The 21,195-nt window shown below is 72.5% G+C and carries 22 protein-coding genes and 1 riboswitch; of the genes, 10 read left to right on the forward strand and 12 right to left on the reverse strand.

The annotated features are described in order from the left end of the window. The first annotated feature begins 1 nt into the window (after position 1). The 4 genes from MET2598_RS0107550 to MET2598_RS0107565 are packed head-to-tail and all read left to right on the forward strand — an operon-like array spanning position 2 to position 5,193. A complete protein-coding gene (locus MET2598_RS0107550) occupies positions 2-1,342 on the forward strand; it encodes a MotB family protein (RefSeq protein ID WP_018260414.1) in 1,341 nt (446 codons plus the stop codon). Further along, positions 1,339-2,676 carry a chemotaxis protein MotC gene (locus MET2598_RS0107555; protein ID WP_018260415.1) on the forward strand — a complete coding sequence of 446 codons (1,338 nt, stop codon included), beginning with the start codon at positions 1,339-1,341 and terminating at the stop codon, positions 2,674-2,676. Before MET2598_RS0107550 ends, MET2598_RS0107555 begins: the two co-directional genes overlap by 4 nt. Then, a complete protein-coding gene (locus tag MET2598_RS0107560) occupies positions 2,673-4,688 on the forward strand; it encodes a flagellar hook-length control protein FliK (RefSeq protein ID WP_026190580.1) in 2,016 nt (671 codons plus the stop codon). Before MET2598_RS0107555 ends, MET2598_RS0107560 begins: the two co-directional genes overlap by 4 nt. Further along, positions 4,639-5,193, forward strand: a complete 555-nt coding sequence (locus tag MET2598_RS0107565) for a transglycosylase SLT domain-containing protein (RefSeq protein WP_026190581.1) — start codon at positions 4,639-4,641, stop codon at positions 5,191-5,193. Before MET2598_RS0107560 ends, MET2598_RS0107565 begins: the two co-directional genes overlap by 50 nt. Positions 5,194-5,400: 207 nt before the next feature. Here the strand turns inward: MET2598_RS0107565 and MET2598_RS40820 are convergent, their stop codons facing one another. The 9 genes from MET2598_RS40820 to motA all read right to left on the reverse strand — a co-directional run bounded on the left by MET2598_RS40820 (position 5,401) and on the right by motA (position 11,802). Beyond that, positions 5,401-5,601, reverse strand: a complete 201-nt coding sequence (locus MET2598_RS40820) for a hypothetical protein (RefSeq protein ID WP_157182101.1) — start codon at positions 5,599-5,601, stop codon at positions 5,401-5,403. Positions 5,602-5,733: 132 nt separating this feature from the next. After that, a complete protein-coding gene (locus MET2598_RS0107570; protein WP_012333025.1) occupies positions 5,734-6,408 on the reverse strand; it encodes a response regulator transcription factor in 675 nt (224 codons plus the stop codon). A 240-nt stretch (positions 6,409-6,648) separates the two neighbouring features. After that, on the reverse strand, positions 6,649-7,092 hold the full coding sequence (locus MET2598_RS0107575) for a hypothetical protein (protein WP_236728679.1): 444 nt from the start codon (positions 7,090-7,092) through the stop codon (positions 6,649-6,651). Next, complete coding sequence (flhB, locus tag MET2598_RS0107580) at positions 7,092-8,156, reverse strand: flagellar biosynthesis protein FlhB (RefSeq protein WP_018260418.1); 1,065 nt, start codon at positions 8,154-8,156, stop codon at positions 7,092-7,094. Before flhB ends, MET2598_RS0107575 begins: the two co-directional genes overlap by 1 nt. A gap of 58 nt (positions 8,157-8,214) precedes the next feature. Continuing rightward, on the reverse strand, positions 8,215-9,252 hold the full coding sequence (locus MET2598_RS0107585; protein ID WP_012333022.1) for a flagellar motor switch protein FliG: 1,038 nt from the start codon (positions 9,250-9,252) through the stop codon (positions 8,215-8,217). 15 nt (positions 9,253-9,267) lie between these two features. Then, complete coding sequence (fliN, locus tag MET2598_RS0107590) at positions 9,268-9,567, reverse strand: flagellar motor switch protein FliN (RefSeq protein ID WP_236728893.1); 300 nt, start codon at positions 9,565-9,567, stop codon at positions 9,268-9,270. A gap of 129 nt (positions 9,568-9,696) precedes the next feature. Continuing rightward, on the reverse strand, positions 9,697-10,035 hold the full coding sequence (locus MET2598_RS0107595; protein WP_018260419.1) for a hypothetical protein: 339 nt from the start codon (positions 10,033-10,035) through the stop codon (positions 9,697-9,699). Next, entirely contained in the window at positions 10,016-10,927 is a 912-nt protein-coding gene (locus MET2598_RS0107600) for a flagellar motor switch protein FliM (protein WP_012333019.1), read from the reverse strand. Before MET2598_RS0107600 ends, MET2598_RS0107595 begins: the two co-directional genes overlap by 20 nt. 2 nt (positions 10,928-10,929) lie before the next feature. Continuing rightward, a complete protein-coding gene (gene motA / locus MET2598_RS0107605) occupies positions 10,930-11,802 on the reverse strand; it encodes a flagellar motor stator protein MotA (RefSeq protein ID WP_012333018.1) in 873 nt (290 codons plus the stop codon). A gap of 177 nt (positions 11,803-11,979) precedes the next feature. Here motA and MET2598_RS0107610 point away from each other — a divergent pair, with 177 nt between their 5' ends. Continuing rightward, complete coding sequence (locus tag MET2598_RS0107610; protein WP_012333017.1) at positions 11,980-13,032, forward strand: NAD-dependent epimerase/dehydratase family protein; 1,053 nt, start codon at positions 11,980-11,982, stop codon at positions 13,030-13,032. A gap of 75 nt (positions 13,033-13,107) precedes the next feature. Here MET2598_RS0107610 and carA read toward each other — a convergent pair whose 3' ends face one another. Continuing rightward, positions 13,108-14,325, reverse strand: coding sequence for a glutamine-hydrolyzing carbamoyl-phosphate synthase small subunit (gene carA, locus MET2598_RS0107615; protein WP_012333016.1), 1,218 nt, complete (start codon positions 14,323-14,325; stop codon positions 13,108-13,110). A gap of 165 nt (positions 14,326-14,490) precedes the next feature. Between carA and MET2598_RS0107620 the strand changes: the two genes are divergently transcribed. Continuing rightward, positions 14,491-14,949 (forward strand): GatB/YqeY domain-containing protein, encoded by a 459-nt coding sequence (locus MET2598_RS0107620; RefSeq protein WP_012333015.1) that lies wholly within the window; start codon positions 14,491-14,493, stop codon positions 14,947-14,949. A gap of 29 nt (positions 14,950-14,978) precedes the next feature. Here the strand turns inward: MET2598_RS0107620 and MET2598_RS0107625 are convergent, their stop codons facing one another. Together MET2598_RS0107625 and MET2598_RS0107630 are read right to left on the reverse strand one after the other, a co-directional pair. Next, complete coding sequence (locus tag MET2598_RS0107625) at positions 14,979-16,070, reverse strand: acyltransferase family protein (RefSeq protein ID WP_012333014.1); 1,092 nt, start codon at positions 16,068-16,070, stop codon at positions 14,979-14,981. 97 nt (positions 16,071-16,167) lie between these two features. After that, positions 16,168-16,536, reverse strand: a complete 369-nt coding sequence (locus MET2598_RS0107630; protein WP_018260421.1) for a restriction endonuclease — start codon at positions 16,534-16,536, stop codon at positions 16,168-16,170. Positions 16,537-16,670: 134 nt separating this feature from the next. Further along, a riboswitch (TPP riboswitch) is annotated at positions 16,671-16,778 on the forward strand. Between the two features lie 57 nt (positions 16,779-16,835). On the opposite strand from MET2598_RS0107630, the gene thiC reads away from it, so the two are divergent. The 4 genes from thiC to MET2598_RS0107650 all read left to right on the forward strand — a co-directional run bounded on the left by thiC (position 16,836) and on the right by MET2598_RS0107650 (position 21,182). Beyond that, positions 16,836-18,719, forward strand: a complete 1,884-nt coding sequence (gene thiC, locus MET2598_RS0107635) for a phosphomethylpyrimidine synthase ThiC (protein ID WP_012333012.1) — start codon at positions 16,836-16,838, stop codon at positions 18,717-18,719. Between the two features lie 89 nt (positions 18,720-18,808). After that, on the forward strand, positions 18,809-18,934 hold the full coding sequence (locus MET2598_RS43350; RefSeq protein ID WP_265576625.1) for a hypothetical protein: 126 nt from the start codon (positions 18,809-18,811) through the stop codon (positions 18,932-18,934). Positions 18,935-19,031: 97 nt separating this feature from the next. Continuing rightward, a complete protein-coding gene (locus MET2598_RS0107645) occupies positions 19,032-19,289 on the forward strand; it encodes a hypothetical protein (RefSeq protein ID WP_018260422.1) in 258 nt (85 codons plus the stop codon). A gap of 756 nt (positions 19,290-20,045) precedes the next feature. Further along, positions 20,046-21,182, forward strand: coding sequence for a UDP-3-O-acyl-N-acetylglucosamine deacetylase (locus MET2598_RS0107650; protein ID WP_084673789.1), 1,137 nt, complete (start codon positions 20,046-20,048; stop codon positions 21,180-21,182). The last annotated feature ends 13 nt before the right edge of the window (positions 21,183-21,195 follow it).

Here is a 21,195-nt window from a genome sequence, read left to right on the forward strand (position 1 = left end):
GATGGCGGACGAGGCCCACGAGATCATCATCGTCCGTCGCCGCGGCGACGACGAGGACGGCCATCACAGCGCCGCCTGGAAGATCGCGCTCGCCGACTTCATGACCGCCATGATGTCGCTCTTCCTGGTGCTGTGGCTGGTCAACTCGACCAGCAAGGAGACGAAGAGCGCGATCGCCGACTACTTCAACCCGATCCGCCTCGCCGAGATGTCCCCCGAGAAGAAGGGGCTGCGCGATCCGACCAACGCGCCGAGCGACAGCGGCGAGCCCGGCAAGACCGGCGAGAGCAAGGGCGGCGAGGGCAAGGGCAAGGATTCCTCGACGAGCGGCTCCGCCAGCCGCGCCAAGGAGGCGGCCCTGTTCCAGGATCCCTACGCGGTCCTGGCGAAGCTCGCCGCCGAGGCCGATGCGGAGCGGCCCGGCGACGCCTCCTCGGCCGACGCGGTCACCGTCCAGGAGGGCAAGCCGGGCGTGACCGGCGGCGAGGCGGCCCGCGACCCCTTCGACCCGCTCTACTGGCAGGTCGCCCCGCTGCCGCAGGCGCGCAGCGAGACGCCCGGCCCGATCAACACCGTGGCGAAGACCCCCAGCCGCGTCGATGCCAGGGCGGCGCTGCCGAATGCGGCGCGCGAGGGTCGGACGGGGCTGGACCTGGTGCCGAAGGAGATCGCCGACCTGCTCAAGCCGCCGGGCGCGAAGCCGGAGCGGACCGAGGCCAAACCCGCCGAGGCCAAACCCGCCGAGGCCAAGCCTGCGGAGGCCAAGCCCGCGGAGGCCAAGCCCGCGGAGGCCAAGCCCGCGGAGGTCAAGCCCGCGGAGGTCAAGCCCGCGGCCGTCGCGCCGGTCGACGCCAAGGCCGCGGAGCCGGGCGAGAACGCCGCCCTGGCCGAGCTCAAGGCGGAGGTCCTGAAGGCGGTCCAGCCCCTCGCGACCGGAGCACCGGCCCCGAAGGTCGAGGTGCGCCGCACCGGCGAAGGCACGCTCATCAGCATCACGGACGAGCTCAATTTCAGCATGTTCAACGTCGGTTCGGCCGAGCCGCAGGCGAAGGTGGTCAAGGCCCTGGAGCGCATCGCCAAGGTGCTGAGCAGCCGGCCGGGCCAGATCGTCCTGCGCGGCCACACGGATGCGCGCCCGTTCAAGTCGGAGAGCTACGACAACTGGCGCCTGTCGAGCGCCCGGGCGCAGATGGCGGCCTACATGCTGATCCGCGGCGGTGTCGCGGAGCGCCGCATCGTCCGGATCGAGGGCCACGCCGACCGGCAGCCGCGCAATCCCTCCGATCCGATGGCCGCCGAGAACCGGCGCATCGAGATCCTGCTGCGGGAGAAGCCCGAGTGACGGGCCAGAGGGTCCCGCGCGCCCTCGGGCGGCCCGTCGCGCTGGCCCTGCTCTGCGGCCTGGTCCTCGCCGGCGCCGCGCGGGCGGAGGGGGGCGGGGCGGGCGGCCACGGCGACGGCAAGGCCGAGAGCGCAGCCGGTTCCGGCCACGCGGCGAGCCCTCCGGCGGCGGGCGGCGGTGGCGGGCACGGCGGTTCCGCCGCCACGGCGGTCGTCGAGCCGCTGCCGGTCGCGCCGCGCAGCCTGCCGGTCGAGCTCGTGCGCACGCTGCAACTCCTTCAGGACCGCATCGCCCGCGGCGGCACCCAGGCCCACCTCGCCCAGCGCCAGCTCATCGCGCATATCGAGCAGCGCCTGATCGGGCTCGAACCGGAGACCTGGGGCAAGCCCGCCAACGTGCAGGCCGCCGTGACCTTCGCGCTCGCCGGCGGCGGGCCGGGCGTGCTCCGGCGCGTGATCGAGGCCGGCAGCCTGCCGGATTCCGAGGCGCCGCTCCTGCAGGGAGCCCTCGCCTTCCTGGAGGGGCGCGAGAGGGACGCCCGCACGGTGCTCACCAAGCTCGACGCGCAGACCCTTCCGGCCAGCCTCGCCGGCCAGGTCGCCCTCGCGCAATCCGCCCTGGTGGTGCGCGAGAATCCCGATCAGGCGCTCCGGCTCCTCGATCTCGCCCGGCTGCTCGCCCCGGGCACGCTGGTGGAGGAGGGGGCGCTGCGCCGCGAGGTGTTCGTCCTCGCCCCGGCGGGCAACATCCCGCGCTTCGAGGCGCTCTCGATCCAGTACCTGCGGCGCTTCCGGCACTCGGTCTACGCGGGCAATTTCCGCCAGCGCTTCGCCGCGGCGCTCACCCGCCTCAGATACGGCGACGACCCGGTCCGGATCGGGCGCCTGGAAGCGATGCTGGCCGAGATCGAGCCCGAGGGGCGGGGCGACCTCTACCTGCTCGTCGCCCGGGCGGCGGTGGAGCAGGGGGAGATGCGGGCCGCGGTCTTCGCGGCCAACCGCGCGGCGGCCCTGGTCGAGGCCGGCAGCGTGAGGGCGGCCCAGGCCCGGCTCTACCGGGCGGCGGCCGCGATCGCCACGCCGGACGGGTTCGACGGCGCCTACGCGGTGCTGCGCAGCCTGGACCGCGCGGCCCTGCCGAGCGCGGATGCCGGTCTGCTCGACGCCGCCCTGTCGACGGCGGCGCAGATCCGCCGCGACCTGCCGCCCGCTCCCGCGACTCCTCCCGAGGAGGCCGCCGACGGCAAGCGGCCCGTCCCCCAGGCCAAGACGATCGCCCGCGCCCAGGAGGCGATCGAACAGATCGACGACATGATGCGGAGGACGCGCCCATGAACGCCCTCGACAGCCTCCACGGCCTGATCCGGATCGCCGTCGACGCGACGTCCGGCCGGGGATCCTCGGACGGGGACGGCCGGGCCCCCTCCGGCCAGGACAGCTTCGACACGGTGCTCGATGCCCTGGACGAGCGCCGCGACGCGCCGGCCCGGGGCCCGGCCGCCCTCATCGCGCCGGCGCCGCCGAAGCAGGAACGGGCCGCCGCGCTCCTGCAGCGCCTCAGCGCGCTGGCGGCCGGCGAGGGGGACGGCGCCGCCTCGACCGAGGCCCCGGGCCCCGCACCCGCGACGGCGCCGGAGCGGCCGGATGTCGCGAATGCCCTCACCGCCGCGCTCGCGCAGGAAGCCGTGGCCGCCCTCGCGGCCCAGCTCGGCGCGTTCGGCGCGTCCGCCTCGGTCGCCGCCGCGGATCAGACGGCTGCGCCGGCGGTCCCCGCTCAGCCTCCGGCGCTGCTCGCGCCCGGCACCGGGCCGGCGCCGGTCGCGACCGTCCTGCCGCCTGCGACGGTCCTGGCGCAGGAAACCCACTTCAACCCGGTCATGCCGCAGCTGCTGGCGGCCGGGCCCGAGGCCGGCGGGGATCCCGTCGCGGCGCTCGCCGCCCTCACCCAGGAGGCCGAGCCGCCTCCGGCCGGGGAGGCCGCGCCGCGCCTGCTCCGGCCCGACGCCCTCGCTGCGTCCGGTGCCGCGGGCGGACGCGCCGGCGTGGTCGCCCCGCGGCCCTCCGGTCCGACCGGGGCGGCGAGCGGGCCGTCGCGCCCGCAGCGCGCGGACGCGCCTTCGACCGACCCGACCTGGGCCGCAGGGGGGCCGGCGAGGGCCCTCGCCACGCCGAGCGCCACCGCGACGACCGGGTGGCCGAACCGGGTCCAGGATTCCTCCGCACCCGCCCGCGATGCGGCAGCGCCCGCGACGGCGCCCCGGCCGGATGCGGCCGGCTCGGCCGCCCTCCTGGCCTCCGCGGCGCCGGTCCCCGAGCTGCCCGCGAGCAGGCAGGCGGCGGGATCCTCCTCGTCGCCGCAGGCCGCCCTCGCGTCGGCTCCGGCGGGCGACGCGGGCGCGCGGCCGGCAGCTTCCGCGCCCGCCGCGTCGCAGCCGGTGGCGGGCCCGTCGGCCCGGGCGGGGATCGCCCCGCGGCCCCTCGGGCCCGGCGGTCGGGCCGGCCGCGACTCCGGCGCCACGGGCGAGGACCGGGCCGTCGGCGATCGGGCAGGGGACGGGTTCGGCGGCACGGACGCGCCCGGGCCGGCCAAGGCCGGTCCTGTCGCGCCGGCGGCCGCCGAGGGCGGGCGCCAGGAGGCCCGTGCGCCGATCCGCGCGCATGCCGGGACGCCGACGGTGGCCGCCGAACCTGCCGCGGGAATGCCGGCTTCCGGGTTCCCGGCCGAGGCGCCGCGCCCGGGCGACGCGGGCGATCCGGGGGCGCTCGCCCTGCCGGTGAATGCGGCCGGTGCGGCCGCGAGGCCGTCATCCGCACCTCCTCCGGGCGCGCCGCCCTCGGGCGCCCTGCCCTCCGCCACGCTGCCGCACCTCGTGGCCTCTCTCGACGCGCAGGGCGGACCGAGCACCGCGATGGCGGCCGGACCGCTGCGCATCCTGACGCTCCAGCTGAGACCGGCCGATCTCGGCTCGGTCACGGTGACGATGCGCCTGCGCGACGGGCAGCTCGACATGAGTCTCAAGACCAGCCGTGCCGAGACGGCGGAGATGCTGCGCAAGGATGCGGACCTCCTCGCCGGGCTGCTGCGGGAGGCCGGATACCGGCCCGACAGCATCGGCATCCAGGCGGCGGATTCCCGGGGCAGCGGCCCGCAGGGCTTCGCGTCCCCGGCAGGGAGCGGAGGGTTCGGCGCGCCGGGCGGCGGACAGCCTTCCTTCGCCGAAGGGTCCGACCACCCGGCCCGCCGCCACCAGGAGGCGGGTGCCGACCAGCGCGCCGGAGCGCGAGGGAACACGCAGGATGAGACGGGTTCGCAGTCCAATTCTGGCCGCAGCGGCGTTTATCTCTAGCGCCGGGCCGGTCGCCGCCAATGTCTGCGAGCGCGAGATGGCGCAGGCGGCGACGCGGCACGGCGTGCCGCTCGGCATGCTCTACGCGGTGGGGCTCACCGAGAGCGGCAAGCGCGGCTCGCTGCAGCCCTTCGCCATGAACATCGAGGGGAAGCCGTATTTCGGCAGCAGCGTCGCGGACGTGCGCGCCAAGTTCGACGAGGCCCGGCGCCGCGGCGCCCGGCTGATCGATCTCGGCTGCATGCAGATCAACCATCACTTCCACGGGGCCAAGTTCGGCTCCGTCGAGGCGATGCTGGATCCGAAAGCGAATGTCGAATACGCGACGCAGTTCCTCAAGGAGCTGAAGGCCCGCGAGGGCACCTGGACGCTCGCGGTGGCGCGCTATCACGCCGGCCCGAACAACAACCCCGCCCAGAAGCAGTATGTCTGCCAAGTCATCACCAACATGGTGGCGACCGGCTTCGGCACCTGGACGCCTCAGGCGCGGGCCTTCTGCCAGTAGGGCCCGCCCGGCGCGCCCGCGAGCGGCGCGCTCCCCTCACGCGCGGCGAGCCCGGAGGACCGGGCCCGGGGTGCTGGCGGACGCGGTCCGTCATACGCCATCCGGTTGATGGCTTCGCCATCTCCCGTTTCGGCCATGCGGATGTCGGCTTCGCCCAGGCGCCGCGCTCAGGCGCCGCGCAGGCGCGTGATCCGGGATCCGCTTGGGTCAAGCCGATCCCGGATCACCGCGGGCGCCAAGCACGCGGACCGCACGGCGCGTGATGGGGTTTCCGCCCGATCCGCGCAGAATCGGACGGAGCTTGGCGGTCACCTCGACTTCCGGGGCTTCCGGTCGGATCGGCGCGGGATCGGCGTCGCGCGGCTTCCCGGTGATCGGGCCGGCATGAAAACCCGCCGATGCCGTCATCGCCCATCCGGGGTCCCCAGGCTCCCCTCCCCAGGCCGGACCCGCGCGGCCAGAGCCCGGGCAGCCGATGTCGGCCTTGCGGGATCGCGGCGCTGAACCGATCAGGCGAGACCCCTTCGCGCGGGGCCGCGCTCAGCCGACGAACGTGTAGCCGATGTAGCGCTTGGCCTCGATCGGGTCGTAGCCGAGCCGCTCCCGGAGCTTCTTGCGCAGCTTGCTGACGTGGCCCTCGACCACGCTCTCCTCGACCTCGTTGCTGTAGACGCCGTAGATCGCGTTGAAGATCTGCGCCTTCGTCAGGCGGCGGCCGCGGTTGCGGACGAGGTACTCGAGGATGCTGCGCTCGCGCCGGGGCAGGGGCAGGGTCTCGCCGTCGACCTCAGGGTCGCGCCCGTCGAAATGCACCTTCAGGCGCTCGCCCTGCTCGCCGGCCGGCTGCGTCTCGCCGTTGACCCGGCGCCAGATCGCCTCGGAGCGGGCCAGGATCTCCCGGACGTGCACCGGCTTGCCGAGCACGTCGTCGATGCCCGCGGTGAAGAGCTGCAGGGTCGTCTCGAGGGTCCTCACGTCGCTCAGCGCGATGATCGGCGCGCGGGACTGCCGCCGGATCAGGCTCGCGCAGGCCATGCGGTCGGCGAAATCCCCGAGCAGGAAGCCCTGGATGGCGTCGAGGTCGCAGGCCGAGGCGGCGCTGAACCAGTTCTTGAACTCCTCGCCCATCAGCCCGAGGGACGAAACGCCCTCCCGCTCGAAACTCGCCGCGTAGCCGCTCGTCACCGTCGGCCGGTCATCGACGAAAATGTACATGGATCGGGGACCCGGTGCATCGTTTTCGGCAGTCATCCTCCGTCCATGTCCCGGCGGCAGCTCGGCACGCGGGCCCGGCCCCTTTGGGGCGGCCACGGCGAGAACTTCTCCGGCGGGGAAATGGTCGGTCGAAGGAGGCTGCAAACCCTTCTTGAACGATCATGTCCGGGGTGGGTGATTCGGTCAATGGCAGCGATGCAACAACGGGGCAAAGCTGCCACAGGGGCATCGCCCCAGGGCTCAGGCGGGCGCGAGCCGCGCCCGGGTCAGCACCTCGGCGAAGCGCTCCAGGTCGAGGCCGAGGCCCGGGCCGGCCAGGATCCGGTCGATCGCCACGCCCACGTAGGTGCCGTCGAGGACGAGCTTGAAGAAGACCGTCATCGCCTCGCTGCCGAACTCCATGTCGAGGACGACGGTGGGCGAGCGGCCCCAGGAGAAGCTCACGTCGGCCGCGTCGGCGTAGGTGAGGGTGGATTCCTTGAAGAACGGCTCGGCCGAGGAGGCGACGAGGTCGGCGATGTTGCCGTGGCGGTCGTCGCGCACCCAGCCGATCAGCACGCCGCCGTCGAGCAGGCAGAACTCGGCGATGAAGTCGCGGATCTCGTGCGCGAAGATGCACTCCGCCGCCTGGAGCAGGCTGGCCGCGGCCGGCATCCCGGCAGGCATGTCAGAGGCTTGGGCCATCATCGCGACCTCGCGAACACGTAGAACAGGATCTGAGCCACAGCGCGGTAAAACTCAGCCGGGATCAACTGATCCACTTGCACACTATCATAGAGCGATCTTGCCAGAGGCTTGTCTTCGATCACCGGGATGCCGTTGGCCTCGGCGATCTCGCGGATCTTGAGGGCGATCAGGTCCTGCCCCTTGGCGACGACCAGCGGGGCGGGGTTCTCGTCGCGCTCGTAGCGCAGGGCCACCGCGAAGTGGGTCGGGTTGGCGATCACCACGGTCGCGCGCGGCACCGCCGCCAGCATCCGCTTGCGGGTGCGGTCCTGCGCCAGCGAGCGCAGGCGGGCCTTGACCAGCGGATCGCCCTCGATCTGCTTGTGCTCGTCCTTGATCTCCTGGCGGGACATCCGCAGCGAGCGCTGCCAGCGCAGCCGGGCCCAGATCAGGTCGGCGGCGACGAGGACGATCGTGGCGATGCTGACCGCCGAGACGAGGCGGATCGCCATCGACAGGATCAGTTCCGGTACCTGGCTCGGATCGACGGTCATGGCGTTCAGCACTTTGTGCCGCTCGGAGCGCAGCAGCAGCAGGGAGACCACAGTGATCGTGAGGAACTTAAAGAGCGATTTCAGGAACTCGACCTGGCCCGAGCGGCCGAAGATGCGGCTCCAGCCGGAGGCGGGCGAGACCCGCGACCATTTCGGCTGGATGCGGTCGCCGACGAAGCGGGGCAGGTTCTGCAGCATGGAGGCGGCGAGCCCGCAGACCGCCAGGATGGCCAGGACCGGCAGCAGGAAGCGGCCGGCGGCGATGGCGACGCTCTGCAGCAGCAGCGTGGCGTCGCGCGCATTCTCCAGGGTGAAGCCCCGGGGCTGATCGATCAGGGGCACGAACTCGCGGGCGAGCGTGGCCGCCTGCCCGCGCACGAACAGGGTCAGGGCGATCAGCAGGCCGATCACCGAGGCGAGCACCGACGCCTCCCGGGAGACCGGAACGTCGCCCTTCTCGATCGCCTCGCGGACGCGGCGCTCGGTCGGGCTCTCGGTCTTGCTCTCCTGATCGGTCTCGTCGGCCATGCGGCGTCACGCTCCCGCGCCGCGGGTCGGGGGAGGGGGCGGGCGAACGGTGCGGCCGTCAGCGGATGAAGGTGTCATCCTCGCCCTCGCCGTTGATCTCGATCTCGCCGCGCCCGGCCATGTCGAGGGCGAGGTCCGTGATGGCGCGGCGGGCGTCGAGGACGTCGCGCTGGGCCGCCGGCTCGCCGCCGTTGAGTTCGTGCTCGATCATGCGGCGCACGCGGGCCGAGAGCGAGGAGAGCACCGTGTCGCGGAAATCGGCCGGCGTGCCCTTGAGGGAGAGGACGAGGCGGTCGTTCGGCACCGCGTCGAACAGGGCGGTCCGCGACCGCGGTGCCAGCTTGACGATGTCCTCGAAGGTGAACAGCAGGCCCTTGAGGATCTCGGCGGATTTCGGCCGCGACTCCGACAGGCTCGACAGCACGTCGTCCATGTGCTCGCGCTCCATCTTGTTGATGATGTCGGCGATCTTGGCGTGGGTGTCGGCGCCGGCGTTGCGCGCGAAGTTCACCATCAGGTCGTCGTTGATGATCTTCTCGATCGAGCGCAGCGTGTCGTCGACGATCGGCTTGAAGGCGAGCATCCGCCGCATCAATCCGTTGCGCAGGGGCTGGGGCAGGTGGGTCATCACCTTGGCGGCGGCCGCCGGCTTGATCTTGGACAGGATCAGGGCCGCCGTCTGCGGGTGCTCCTTGACGAGGTAGCTCGCCAGCACGGTCTCGGACACGCCCGACAGCCGCTCCCAGACCGAGCGCTTCGAGTTGTTGCCGCGCACCTCGGCGAGGATGTCGGCGATCTGCTCGGGGGGAAGCAGGCCGCTGAGGAGCTTCTCCACCTCCTGCACGGTGCCGAGCAGGTTCGCGCCCTGCGAGAATTCGGACACGAACGCGTCGACGAGGCCTTCCAGGGTGTCGGCGCTGACGGGGCCGAGCTTCACCGCCGCCCGGGTGATGAGCTTGATCTCGTCCTCGTCGAAGTACTTGAGGAGGCGGCCGGCCGCCGGCTTGCCCATGGCGAGCAGCAGCGTCGCGACCTCGTCCACCGCACGCAGGCGGCGCGGCGCGCCGCCTCGAACCGCCAGGGGTGCCGCCGTCATCCCGCCCTCTCCGCCTTACGCGGCTTCGTTGCTGCTGGGCCCGACGATCTCGGTCAGCGAGACGCCGAAGCGGGAATTGTCCTCCTCGACCACCACGACCTCGCCGCGGGCGATCACCCGGCCGTTGACCATGATGTCGACGGGCTCGCCGACCCGGTGGTCGAGGGGGACGATGGCCCCGCGGCCGAGCTTCATCAGGTTGGCGACCGGCATCGTGGCCGAGCCGAGGACGACCTGGATCAGGACCGGGATGCGCAGCACCGAGTCGAGGTTGCGGCCGGCGCCGACCGTCTCCTCCGCCCGGGGCGGCGCCATGGTGGCGGCCGTGCCGAACAGGGCCTCGGCGTGGCTCGCCGACAGGTCGGGGGCGTCGTCGAACGGGTTCTTGCTCATCGGAACGGGTCTCGCGGCGGGGGCGTGGGGTCGGGGGCGGCGCGGCGTCCGTCAGGGCGCCGGGCGGCGGTCTTGGCGGCGGTCTGGGCGGAGATCTTGGCGAAGGTCTTGAGGGGAGGGGGGGCGCTGCCGGGCATCGAGGTCGGCGAGGGTGCGGCGGGCCTCGTCGATCTTGGCCGAGAGCGCCTCCAGGATCTCCCGGCCCTCGCCGGTGAAGCCGCGCAAAGCCTCGCCCGCCTGGGTGAGGGCCTGGCTCGTCTGCGCGAAGGCGCGCCCGTACTCGGCCTGGACGCGGTCGAGGCGCTTGAGCTTGAGGTACATCGGCACGACGCACAGGCAGGTGAGCACGAGGGCGCCGAGCAGGACGCCGTCAACGAGCGAGGACGCCATCCATGAATTCCTTATCCTGATCGATCTGGTCTTCGACGCGCAGCACGTAGGCGCCGTTCGCCTGGCCGACCTGGCACCAGAAGAGCGCCTGATCGTTGCCTTGGAGTTTCACCCGGCTGCGCGGCGTCGCGTCCAGGGTGAGGACCTGGCCGACCTTCAGGTCGGCGATCTCGCCGAGCGTCAGGGTGCGCTCCTCCAGCACCGCCCGCAGCGTGACCTCCGTCTTGCGGACCTCGGTCGAGATCTGCTTCTCCCAGCGCGGGTCCCGGCTGGTCGATTCGCCGGTGAGGACCTTGGACAGGCTCTGGCGCATCGGGTTGAGCACCGCCTGCGGGATGATGAGGAACATTTCGCCGCCCCGGTTGAGTGCCTGAAGCAGGAATTTCGCCGCCACCGCCTTGTTCGAGCGCCGGCCGATGATGGCGAAGTCCATGCGCGTCTCGGTCCGCTCCAGCTTCAGCGTCGCCACCGAGACCAGCGCGAAGGCGGCTTCGAGCGCCTTACCGATCTGCTCGAAGGTCATCTGGGCGATGCGCAGCTCGATGCTGGAGAAGTTGCGCGCCTCCTCGACGGGCGGCTCCGAGCCGTCGGCCCCGAGCAGCACCTCCACCATGGTGAAGACGAAGTCGCGGTCGAGCCCGACCAGGAGGTGCCCGTCCCATTGCGGCGAGTAGAAGATGCCGACCACCGCGTTGGCCTCGTAGGGCTCGAGCAGGTCGCCGAACAGGCCGCTCTCGACGCTCATCAGCGAGTAGAAGATCGGCGAGACGGCGAGGTGCTTGAGGTTGTCGGCGCAGGCGGTGGCCAGCCGGTCGAAGATGACGTTGAGCATCGGCAGCCTGTCCGGGGACAGGCCGGAGGCGTCGAGCAGGCGGTCGCGGACGTCCATCATGGTCAGGCCGCCTCGCGCTGCTGGCCGCCGCCCACGGTGGCGGTCTCGACCTCGTCGATGGTCGGGCGGTCCGCGAGCGAGATGCCCTTGCGGCCGTGCTCGACCGCGATCTGCGGCAGGGCGCCGTTCATGTAGGCGATGAGGCTCTGCTTCACGATGACGTAGACCCTCGTCTGCTTGTCGCGCACCATCTTCACCTTGCTGGCGAGGGGCGCGAGGATGCCGTAGGAGAGCGTGATGCCGCCGAGCGTGCCGATCAGCGCGGCGCCGATCAGGTGGCCCAGCACGTGCGGCGGCTGGTCCAGGGCGCCCATGGCGTTCACGATGCCGAGCACCGCCGCCACGATGCCGAGGGCCGGGAGCGCCTCCGCGACCGTGCTGATCGAGGCGTAGGGCTTGAGCGCGTCCCGCTTGTGGGTGCCGATCTCCTCGTCCATCAGCGCCTCGATCTCGTGCGGCCGCGCGTTGCCGATCAGGATCAGCCGGGCGTAGTCGCAGATGAACATCGTCAGTTCGAGGTTCTTCAGGATGTCGGGATAGTTCTTGAAGATCGACGAGTTCGCCGGGTCGTCGAGGTGCGGCTCGACCTCGTTGCGCGGCTTGGCCTTGAGCTCGCGCATGAGGGCGTGGAGCAGGCCGAGGAGCGAGAGGTAATCCTTGCGCTTGGGCACCCGGTCGGTGACCGCCTCGAGCAGGCCCTTGCCCGAATCGACCACCGTCTTCATCGGGTTGGCGATCACGAAGGTGCCGATCGCCATTCCGCCGATGATGACGAATTCCCAGGGCTGCCAGATCACCGCGAGGTGCCCGCCCTCGGCGAGGAACCCGCCGATCATCGCCCCGAGCGCGATGACCAAGCCGATCAGTACACCCACGATCCTCGCTCCCCTGGGACAGTCGCCGATGGTCGTGGGATAGGACCGCAGGCTTGCGCGGGGCTGAAGAGCGGGAGGATGGCGGGCGGGCGACCCGGGTGCGGGATCGGGGCCCGGAGCGTTGACGAATGCCGCGCCGCGCGCAAGGTGCGCCGGGCCGCACGGAGATCAGTCGAGATGCATTGTGTCGTGACCGGGGCGGCCGGCTTCATCGGATTCCACCTCGCCCGGCGCCTCCTCGCCGACGGACACCGCGTCACCGGGATCGACGGCCTCACCGACTATTACGACGTCGGCCTGAAGCGGGCGCGGCTGCGCGCCCTCGAAGGGCCGGGCTTTGCCAACCACGTCGGCCTCCTGGAGGAGCCCGGCTTCTTCGCCCGCGTGATGGACCAGGCGAGGCCCGACATCCTCGTCCACCTCGCCGCCCAGGCGGGCGTGCGCTACAGCCTCGAGAACCCGGCGAGCTACGTCGCCGCCAACGTGGTGGGCACCTTCGAGGTGCTGGAGGGCCTGCGGGCGCATCCGGTGCGCCACGCGCTCCTCGCCTCGACCTCCTCGGTCTACGGCGGCAACGACCGCGTCCCCTTCCGCGAGACCGACCCGGTGGCGCGGCCGGTCAGCCTCTACGCCGCCTCCAAGGTGGCGGGAGAATCCATGGCGCATGCCTACGCGCATCTGTGGCGGATCCCGACCACCGCCTTCCGGTTCTTCACGGTCTACGGGCCGTGGGGCCGTCCGGACATGGCCGTGTTCGTCTTCACGAAGCGGATCCTGGCGGGCGAGCCGGTCGAGGTGTTCGACCACGGCCGGGCCGCGCGCGACTTCACCTACATCGACGACCTGATCGAGAGCATCGTGCGGCTGATCGACCGGCCGCCGGGAGGCGCGCCGGTCTCGGAATCCGACTCGCTCAGCCCCGTCGCGCCCTTCCGGGTGGTGAATATCGGGGGCGGCAACCCCGCCACCGTGTCGGACCTGCTGGACGGCCTGGAGGCGGCGCTGGGGCGGCGGGCGACGCGCCTGCTGCGCGACCTGCCGCCCGGCGACGTGCCGCTCACCCAGGCCGAGACCGGCCTGCTGCGCGACCTCATCGGCTACGCGCCCGCGACGCCCCTGCGCGAGGGCGTCGCCGCCTTCGTGGACTGGTACCGGGCGTATCATGCGAACGGCCCGGACGCTGACGCCGCGGGCCTTCGAGCCTCTCGAAGGGTCGACACGAGCGAATAGCGTGGCGGCACGTCGAGAACGGAACCAACGGCCATCGGAAATGACCGTCGGCATGGCGGCGGCGCGGCCCGCCGGTCAGGCGTTGCCGCCCTTCGCCTGGCGGATCAGCGAGACGAAGCGGTCGAAGAGGTAGTGGCTGTCGCGCGGTCCCGGCGAGGCCTCCGGGTGGTACTGCACCGAGAAGGCCGGGCGGTCGGTGAGCGCGAGCCCGCAATTCGAGCCGTCGAACAGCGAGACGTGCGTCTCGACCGCCGTGCCGGGCAGGCTCTGCGGATCGACCGCGAATCCGTGATTCATCGACACGATCTCGACCTTGCCGGTGGTCTTGTCCTTCACCGGGTGGTTCGCGCCGTGGTGACCCTGGCCCATCTTCACGGTCCTGCCACCGAGGGCGAGGCCCATCAGCTGGTGGCCGAGGCAGATGCCGAAGGTCGGCACCTTGCGGTCGAGGAGCTGGCGGATTACCGGCACCGCGTACGCGCCGGTCGCGGCCGGGTCGCCCGGGCCGTTCGACAGGAAGACCCCGTCGGGCTTCAAGGCCAGGATGTCCTCGGCCGTCGCGGTGGCCGGCACCACGGTGACGTCGCAGCCCGCCCGGGTGAGCAGCCGCAGGATGTTGCGCTTGACCCCGTAATCGATCGCCACGACCCGCAGGCCCTCGCCGGGCGCCTTCCGGCCGTAGCCCTGGCCGCGCTCCCACACGGTCTCGCCCCAGGCGGCGGTGGCGCGGCTCGTCACCGGCGGGACCAGGTCGAGCCCCTCCATGGAGGGCAGGTCCCGCGCCCTGGCCCTCAGGCCCTCGCGGTCGAAGCGCCCCTGCGGGTCGTGGGCGATGACGGCGTTCGGCATGCCGCGCTCGCGGATCAGCGCGGTGAGCGCCCGCGTGTCGACGCCGGTGATGCCGATGATGCCGCGGGCCCGCAGCCAGCCGTCGAGGTGGTCGGACGAGCGCCAGTTCGACGGGTTCGTCACCGCGGCGGCGATCACCGCGCCGCGCACGCCCGAGGCCGGGGCCTGCTCCAGGCTCTCCAGGTCCTCGTCGTTGGTGCCGACATTGCCGATATGCGGGAAGGTGAAGGTGACGATCTGGCCCGCGTAGGAGGGATCGGTCAGGATCTCCTGGTAGCCGGTCATGGCGGTGTTGAAGCAGACCTCGCCCGCCGCCTCGCCGGTCGCCCCGATGCCGAAGCCTTCGAGGATGGTGCCGTCCGCCAGCACCAGCAGGGCGGTGGCGACGGGCTCGGCCCAGCCGTCGGAGGACGCGGGGGCGCCCGCGGCGTCGTCTTGCAGCATGATCGTGATCTCGCTTATGTCGCGCGGACGGCCGACCGCCCGGGGGGTGGCGCGCGCGGGAAGTGTCCGGCAGGGCGTCTTTAAGGGGCGCCCCCTCGCCGGGTCAATGTGGGGATCCCGCGCCGGCGGCTCAAGTTCCTCGTTCCAAACGGAGATCCGACCACCATGCTGCGCGAGCGCCTCACCGCCGAGATGAAGGAGGCCATGAAGGCCGGCGACAAGGCGAAGCTCGCCACCGTCCGCCTCATCCAGGCCGCCCTCAAGGACAAGGACATCGAGGCCCGCGGCCTCGGCAAGGGGCCGCTCGCCGACGAGGAGATCCTCGCCGTGCTGCAGAAGATGATCAAGCAGCGCAACGAATCCGCCGCGCTCTACGAGCAGGGCGAGCGCCCGGAACTCGCCTCCGCCGAGCGGGCCGAGGCGGCGATCATCGCCACCTTCCTGCCCCAGCAGATGGACGAGGCCGAGACCCGGGCCGCGATCGAGGCCGCCATCGCCGAGACCGGCGCCGCCGGCCCCAAGGACATGGGCAGGGTGATCGGCGCCCTGAAGGCGAAATATGCCGGACGGATGGACTTTGCCAGGGCGAGCGGGCTCGTGAAGGGGATGCTGGCGGGGGGCTGACGGGCCCCCGACCGCCCCGGCGGCCGGGGTCAGGCGCCGCGCAGGGAGCCGATCGCGCCCGCCGGGCCGTCCGCTTCCGGGCGGTCCGGCACGATCCGGAACGCCCGGGGCCGCACGAACAGCACGCGCAGGGGCGTGTGCCGCACCGCGCGCGCGATGAGGAGCGGCACGCTCGCGGCCGCGACCGTCACCGCCAGCGAGGCGAGGCCGACATCCGCGATCACCCCGGTCCTCGCGATCAGGATGCGGGTCGCCGCCATCGGCAGGAAGAAGGCGAGGTAGATCACGATCGAGCGCTCGCCGCAGTGCCGGAGCGCCGCCGTGACCGGGCCGCCGGCCCGGGTGAGGAGGGCCGCCGCCGCGACGATGGCGAGCGCCCCGGCCGCCCCGAGCAGCAGACCCACCACCGGCAGGCTCGCGAGCGTCGGATGCCCGGCCAGCCCGGAGGGTGTGAAGGCGAGGACGCCGTCGAGGAGCGCCCAGGCCGCCAGCCCCGCCAGGGCCGGGGCCGGGCGGCGGCGGGCGAAGTCGGCCAGGGCGAAGATCCGCTCGGCGAACAGCGCGCCTCCGAGGAAGTAGACGTAGCGCGCGCAGAACTCGTCCACCGCCAGCCAGCCGGTCTCGATCGGCAGGATCTCCAGCGCGGCCGCCGCGCCGAGCAGGACCGGCCACGGCACCCGCCGCAGGAGCTTGGTCGCGACCGAGAACAGCGCCAGCAGGTAGATGAACCACAGCGTCGAGTAGGGCTCGACGAGGGCGTGCGCGAGGTGGAGCAGGAAGGCCCCGGGGCCCGCCCCCGCGGTGATCTGGCCGTACTTCGCGGCCGACTGGATCAGCGTCCACAATCCGTAGAAATAGGCGAAGTGCACGACGCGCCGGTCCGCGAACAGGCGCCAGTCCCGGTCGAGGACGCGCCCGACGAAGAGGCCCGAGAGCAGGAAGAAGTCCGGGATCCGGAACGGCTTGGCGAAGGCCACGACCGGGTGGAGGAAGCCCTCGCCGCCCATCGCCTCGCCGGTGCCGAGGGTCGCGTGCATCATCACCACGAGGAGGATGCAGATGCCCTTGGCGACGTCGACCCAGGCGAGGCGGGACGGCGCGGCGGGGGAGGGGGCGGACATCGGGGCCTCCTGGCTGTCTTCGCCGCCGAGTTGAGCCCATCGGCGGTAAAGGCCGCGTCTCGGCGCGGGCCGAGCGCGGGAAAGCCTTGACGGCAGGTTAACGGGGCTCGCGCTTTGTGGCGCGCCGCGCGCGCGTCAGCCGCGTCGCCGCGTGGAAATCGTCGGGCTTGGTGCGCACCCAGGCGAGGAAGCGGGCGATCTCCGGATCGGCGCGCAGGCTCTCCACGTCGGCGAGGCGGCGGGCGATCTCCGCCTCGCTGTAGCGGGCGTGGATCGCCGAGTGGCAGATCTGGTGCAGCTGCACGGTCCGCCCGTGGGTGCCGCCCTTGAGCTTCGGCGTGAGGTGGTGGCGGCTCTGGCGCGCGCCGGGCGGGATCGGCCGCTCGCAGAGGGGGCATGTCGCGGGGGCGGAGGCGCCCGGCGTCGCCGCATCGTCGCCCCGCCAGCGCCGGCCTCGCCGTCCCACCCCGTCCTCCCCCGCCCGCCGCCCCCGGCCCCTCGCGCCGCCCCGATCTGGGATGCGCCCGGCGGGCGGGCGAGGGCCGCGCGCTGCGGCGGATCGCGCGCAATTGACAAACCCGTCGGCGGCGCAGACAGTTCGGGCGTTCCGAGGGGGGCCCCGCATGGGGCTGAGAGTGGGTTTCGTGCGCCCTGACCCTTGAACCTGATCCGGGTCATACCGGCGGAGGGACGGGAACCACCACGCGAGACGCTCCCCCGTACGCCACGGTCACTGTCCGGATCTCCTCGAACCGGGAGAGATCCATGAACGCCCCCGTCATTCCCCCCAAAGGCCTGCCGCAGAGCGTGACCACGGGACCGATCGCCGGCTCCGTCAAGGTCTATGCCAGTCCCGAGGGGCGGCCTGACATCCGGGTGCCGCTGCGCGAGATCGCCCTCAGCGATCCGGCCGAGGCGCCGGTGCGCGTCTACGATCCCTCGGGCCCCTACACGGAGAGCGACGCCAAGGTCGACCTCGCGGCCGGCCTGCCCCAGCTGCGCGATCCCTGGATCGCCGGCCGCGGCTACGCCGCGGTGACGCCCCGCGCGGTCAAGCCGGAGGATAACGGCTTCGCGGCCGAGGACAGGCTGGTCGCCCCCTGCCCGGCCGCGCGCACGATCCGCAGGGCCGCTCCCGGCCAGATGGTGACCCAGTACGAGTTCGCCCGGGCCGGGATCGTCACCGAGGAGATGATCTACGTCGCCCACCGGGAGAATCTCGGCCGCCGGGCGATGCTGGACCAGGCCGAGGCCAAGCTCGCCGACGGCGAGAGCTTCGGCGCGGCGATTCCGCCCTTCATCACCCCGGAATTCGTGCGCGACGAGATCGCCCGCGGCCGCGCCATCATCCCGGCCAACATCAACCACACCGAACTCGAGCCGATGGCCATCGGCCGCAACTTCCTGGTCAAGATCAACGCCAATATCGGCAACTCGGCCGTGACCTCCTCGGCGGCCGAGGAGGTCGAGAAGATGGTCTGGGCGACCCGCTGGGGCGCCGACACCGTCATGGACCTGTCGACGGGCCGCAACATCCACAACATCCGCGGCTGGATCCTGCGCAACGCGCCGGTGCCGATCGGGACCGTGCCGATCTACCAGGCCCTGGAGAAGGTCGGGGGCGACCCGCTGAAACTCGACTGGGAGGTGTTCAGGGACACGCTCATCGAGCAGGCCGAGCAGGGGGTCGACTACTTCACCATCCATGCGGGCGTGCGGCTCGCCCACGTGCCGCTGACCGCGCGGCGGGTCACCGGCATCGTCTCGCGCGGCGGCTCGATCATGGCCCGCTGGTGCCTCGCCGGCCACCGGGAATCGTTCCTCTACGAGCGGTTCGACGAGATCTGCGAGATCATGCGCGCCTACGACGTCTCCTTCTCGCTCGGGGACGGCCTGCGGCCCGGCTCGATCGCCGACGCCAACGACGCGGCGCAATTCGCCGAGCTCGAGACCCTCGGCGAACTCACCAAGGTCGCCTGGGAGAAGGGCTGCCAGGTCATGATCGAGGGCCCCGGCCACGTGCCGATGCACAAGATCAAGGTCAACATGGAGAAGCAGCTGCGCGAGTGCGGCGAGGCGCCGTTCTACACGCTCGGGCCGCTGACCACCGACGTGGCGCCCGGCTACGACCACATCACCTCCGGCATCGGCGCGGCGATGATCGGCTGGTACGGCACTGCGATGCTCTGCTACGTGACCCCCAAGGAGCATCTCGGCCTGCCGAACCGCGACGACGTGAAGACCGGCGTCATCACCTACAAGATCGCCGCCCACGCCGCCGACCTCGCCAAGGGCCACCCGGCCGCGCAGCTGCGCGACGACGCCCTGTCCCGGGCCCGGTTCGACTTCCGCTGGGAGGACCAGTTCAACCTCTCCCTCGACCCGGACACGGCCCGCGCCTACCACGACGAGACGCTGCCCAAGGACGCCCACAAGGTCGCGCATTTCTGCTCGATGTGCGGCCCGAAATTCTGCTCGATGAAGATCACGCAGGACCTGCGGGCGGACGTGCTGGCCATGGAGGCGGCCGGCACCGTGGTGGGCGCCGCCCCCGCGATGAGCGAGGCGGACCGGGCGGCCGGCATGGCGGCCAAGTCGGCCGAGTTCCTGGCCGAGGGCGGCAAGCTCTACGTCGACGCCGCGGAGTGAGCGCGGCGGGCGCCGCGACGCGGCGGCGCCCGCATCCGGCGCCGCGACGGCGCGGCGCCCGCATCCGGCGCGGAAACCCGAGCTTGGGCGTGCGCGTTCTTCCGGCGAAGGTCGATGACCGGGGGGATGCTCCGATGCTGCTTCTGACGATCCTGGCTGCCGCGAACCTCGCCATCGCGGGGCTCTTCTCGCTCGTCGCCTTCCTGGCCGAGTGAGGCGCGCCGCCCCGCGGCGGCCGGGAAGAGCCCTTCCCGCAGGGCCGGCCGCCCGCGGGCGCATAGCTCGGCCGTACGGACGCGCTATGTGGGCGGGATGCCGACACCCCCCACCCTCTCCGACCTGTGCAAGGCGGACCTCATCACCCGTGACCAGATCGACGCCGCCGTCTCGGACTTCCTCGCCGCGCCGGCGCCGGGACCCCGCACCATCGCCGACGGGGTCATCCTCGACATCGCCGCGGCCGTCCTCGATCATCCCTGGGCCCACATGGTCGCCTACGACGCCGAGGTGAGCCGCACCGCCCGCCACCTCGCTGTGCGCACGGCGGTGCTCCTCGCCATCCTCGGCTGAGCGGACCGGCATGAGGGGCCCGCCTGTCCGGCGGGCCTGCGCCTGTTCGGCGGGCCGCGCCTGTCCGGCGGGCCCGATGGTGACGTCGGTGGAACCCGCCCTCGCGGGCCGCCGGACCTCCGGATCCGGTTCCCCGGGAGCCGCCTTCCGCCGGGATCGCGTCGTGCCGAGCGCCGGAGACCCAGCGGAAAGTTCCCCTCTTGCAGCGTTCCGCCGCACCACCCATTCGGATGATTGCAGCGTGCGCCGCACCATGCGATGCAAGACATGCGTCGTCACGATGGCGTCGTGACCACGCCGCCCCTGTGGGCGTTTCCTCCCTAGACTCCGGGCCGTTCCGCAAGGGCGGCCTTTTTTGTTGCTGCGCGGGTCTTGGCCGCGGCCGGCAGCCCTCCACAACCCGACTTGCGAATAATTGTGCAAGCGCCTCGGCTGATCCGGGATCGGCTTGATCGAAGCGGATGCCGGATCACGAGCCCGCGCGGCGCCCGAGCGACGCCGACATCCGCATGGCCGAAACGGGAGATGGCGAAGCCATCGACCGGATGGCGGATGACCGGCACTTTCATGCATGGTGGGCGGCTCGTCCCGATCGTGCGGCGACGTCGTCTTCCTCGTCAGACCGTTCGGCCGGCAACGATAGGGGAAATGAAACCAGCCTCCCGCCCTCCACCCGCACAGTCGAGCCACAGACCAGATCCGCCACGCCCCCTTTTTGGTCTGCTTGCGACTTGACCGACGCCGCTATCCGGCGCGATGGGGGGCGGGATCGGGGGCGAGGCGGGCCGGCACGTGCGAGAGGGGCGTGGGAAGGACCGGTGCGGGCACGGACGTGCCGCGTCCGGGGAAGATCAGGCGACACTCGCCGCACCTTTCGAGGTCGTAGGCCCGGGGCTCCACACGGGGAGGACGTGCCGGGTGATCGTGGAGCCGGCGCCCCCCGATTTCGGCATCCGGTTCCGAACGCTGCGTCAGGCGGCGGATTTCACCCCGGCGACGTGGCGCGTGCGGGTGCCGAGCCGGATGAGCACCGCGCTCGATCTCGGGGCCGGGGGTCGGCTGCGCACCGTCGAGCACCTGATGGCGAGCCTCGCGAGCTGCGGCATCGACAACGCCGCCGTCACGGTGGCGGGCGGGGAGATCCCGATCCTCGACGGCTCGGCCGGCCCCTGGTGCGGCCTGATCGGGCGGGCCGGGCTGCGCCGTCAGGCCGCCGCCCGCCACGCCATCGCCCTGCTGGCGCCGTTCGAGGTCAGCGACGCGCACGGCTTCGTGCGGGGGGAGCCCTGCGACCGCTGCTGCGTCGATGTCAGCACCGACCGCATGCCCGGCTTCGGCGTCCTGCGCTGGTCGGGCGCGATCGATCCCGAGACCTTCCGGAGCGCCATCGCGCCGAGCCGCAGCTTCGGCAACGCCTCGGTGCTCTGGCGGGCCGCCCTGCGCAGCCGGCTGGCCACGCGCCTGCTGCCGCCGGACCTGCGGCACCGGCTCTGGCTGCGCTCGTTCCACAGCCAGACCGTCACCGGCTGCACCGGCCCCACTCCCGCCGAGCCCCGGCCCGAGTGCCAGCACCCGATCTCGCCCTGGACCCTGTCCCGGATGACCGTCACCGCGCCGGAGCCGCTGCTGCGCGGCGCCCGGCCGGGGCGGGTCGCCGTGGTGCTGGGCGGACGCATCCTCGGCGGCGCCCGCTTCCCGGACGAGCCGGTGCGCCACCGCGTGCTCGACCTCCTCGGCGACCTCGCGCTCGCCGGGCGGCCCCTGCGCGCGCGGATCGTCGCCAATTGCCCGACCCACGCCCTGACCTTCGCCTTCGTGGCCGAGCTGATGGCCCGGCCCGAGCTCTGGCGGCTGGAGCCAGCCCCGGCAGCCCCCCGCGCGAGCGCGGCCTGAGCGCGGCCCGGGC

The organism is Methylobacterium sp. WSM2598 (assembly GCF_000379105.1).
Lineage (GTDB): Bacteria > Pseudomonadota > Alphaproteobacteria > Rhizobiales > Beijerinckiaceae > Methylobacterium.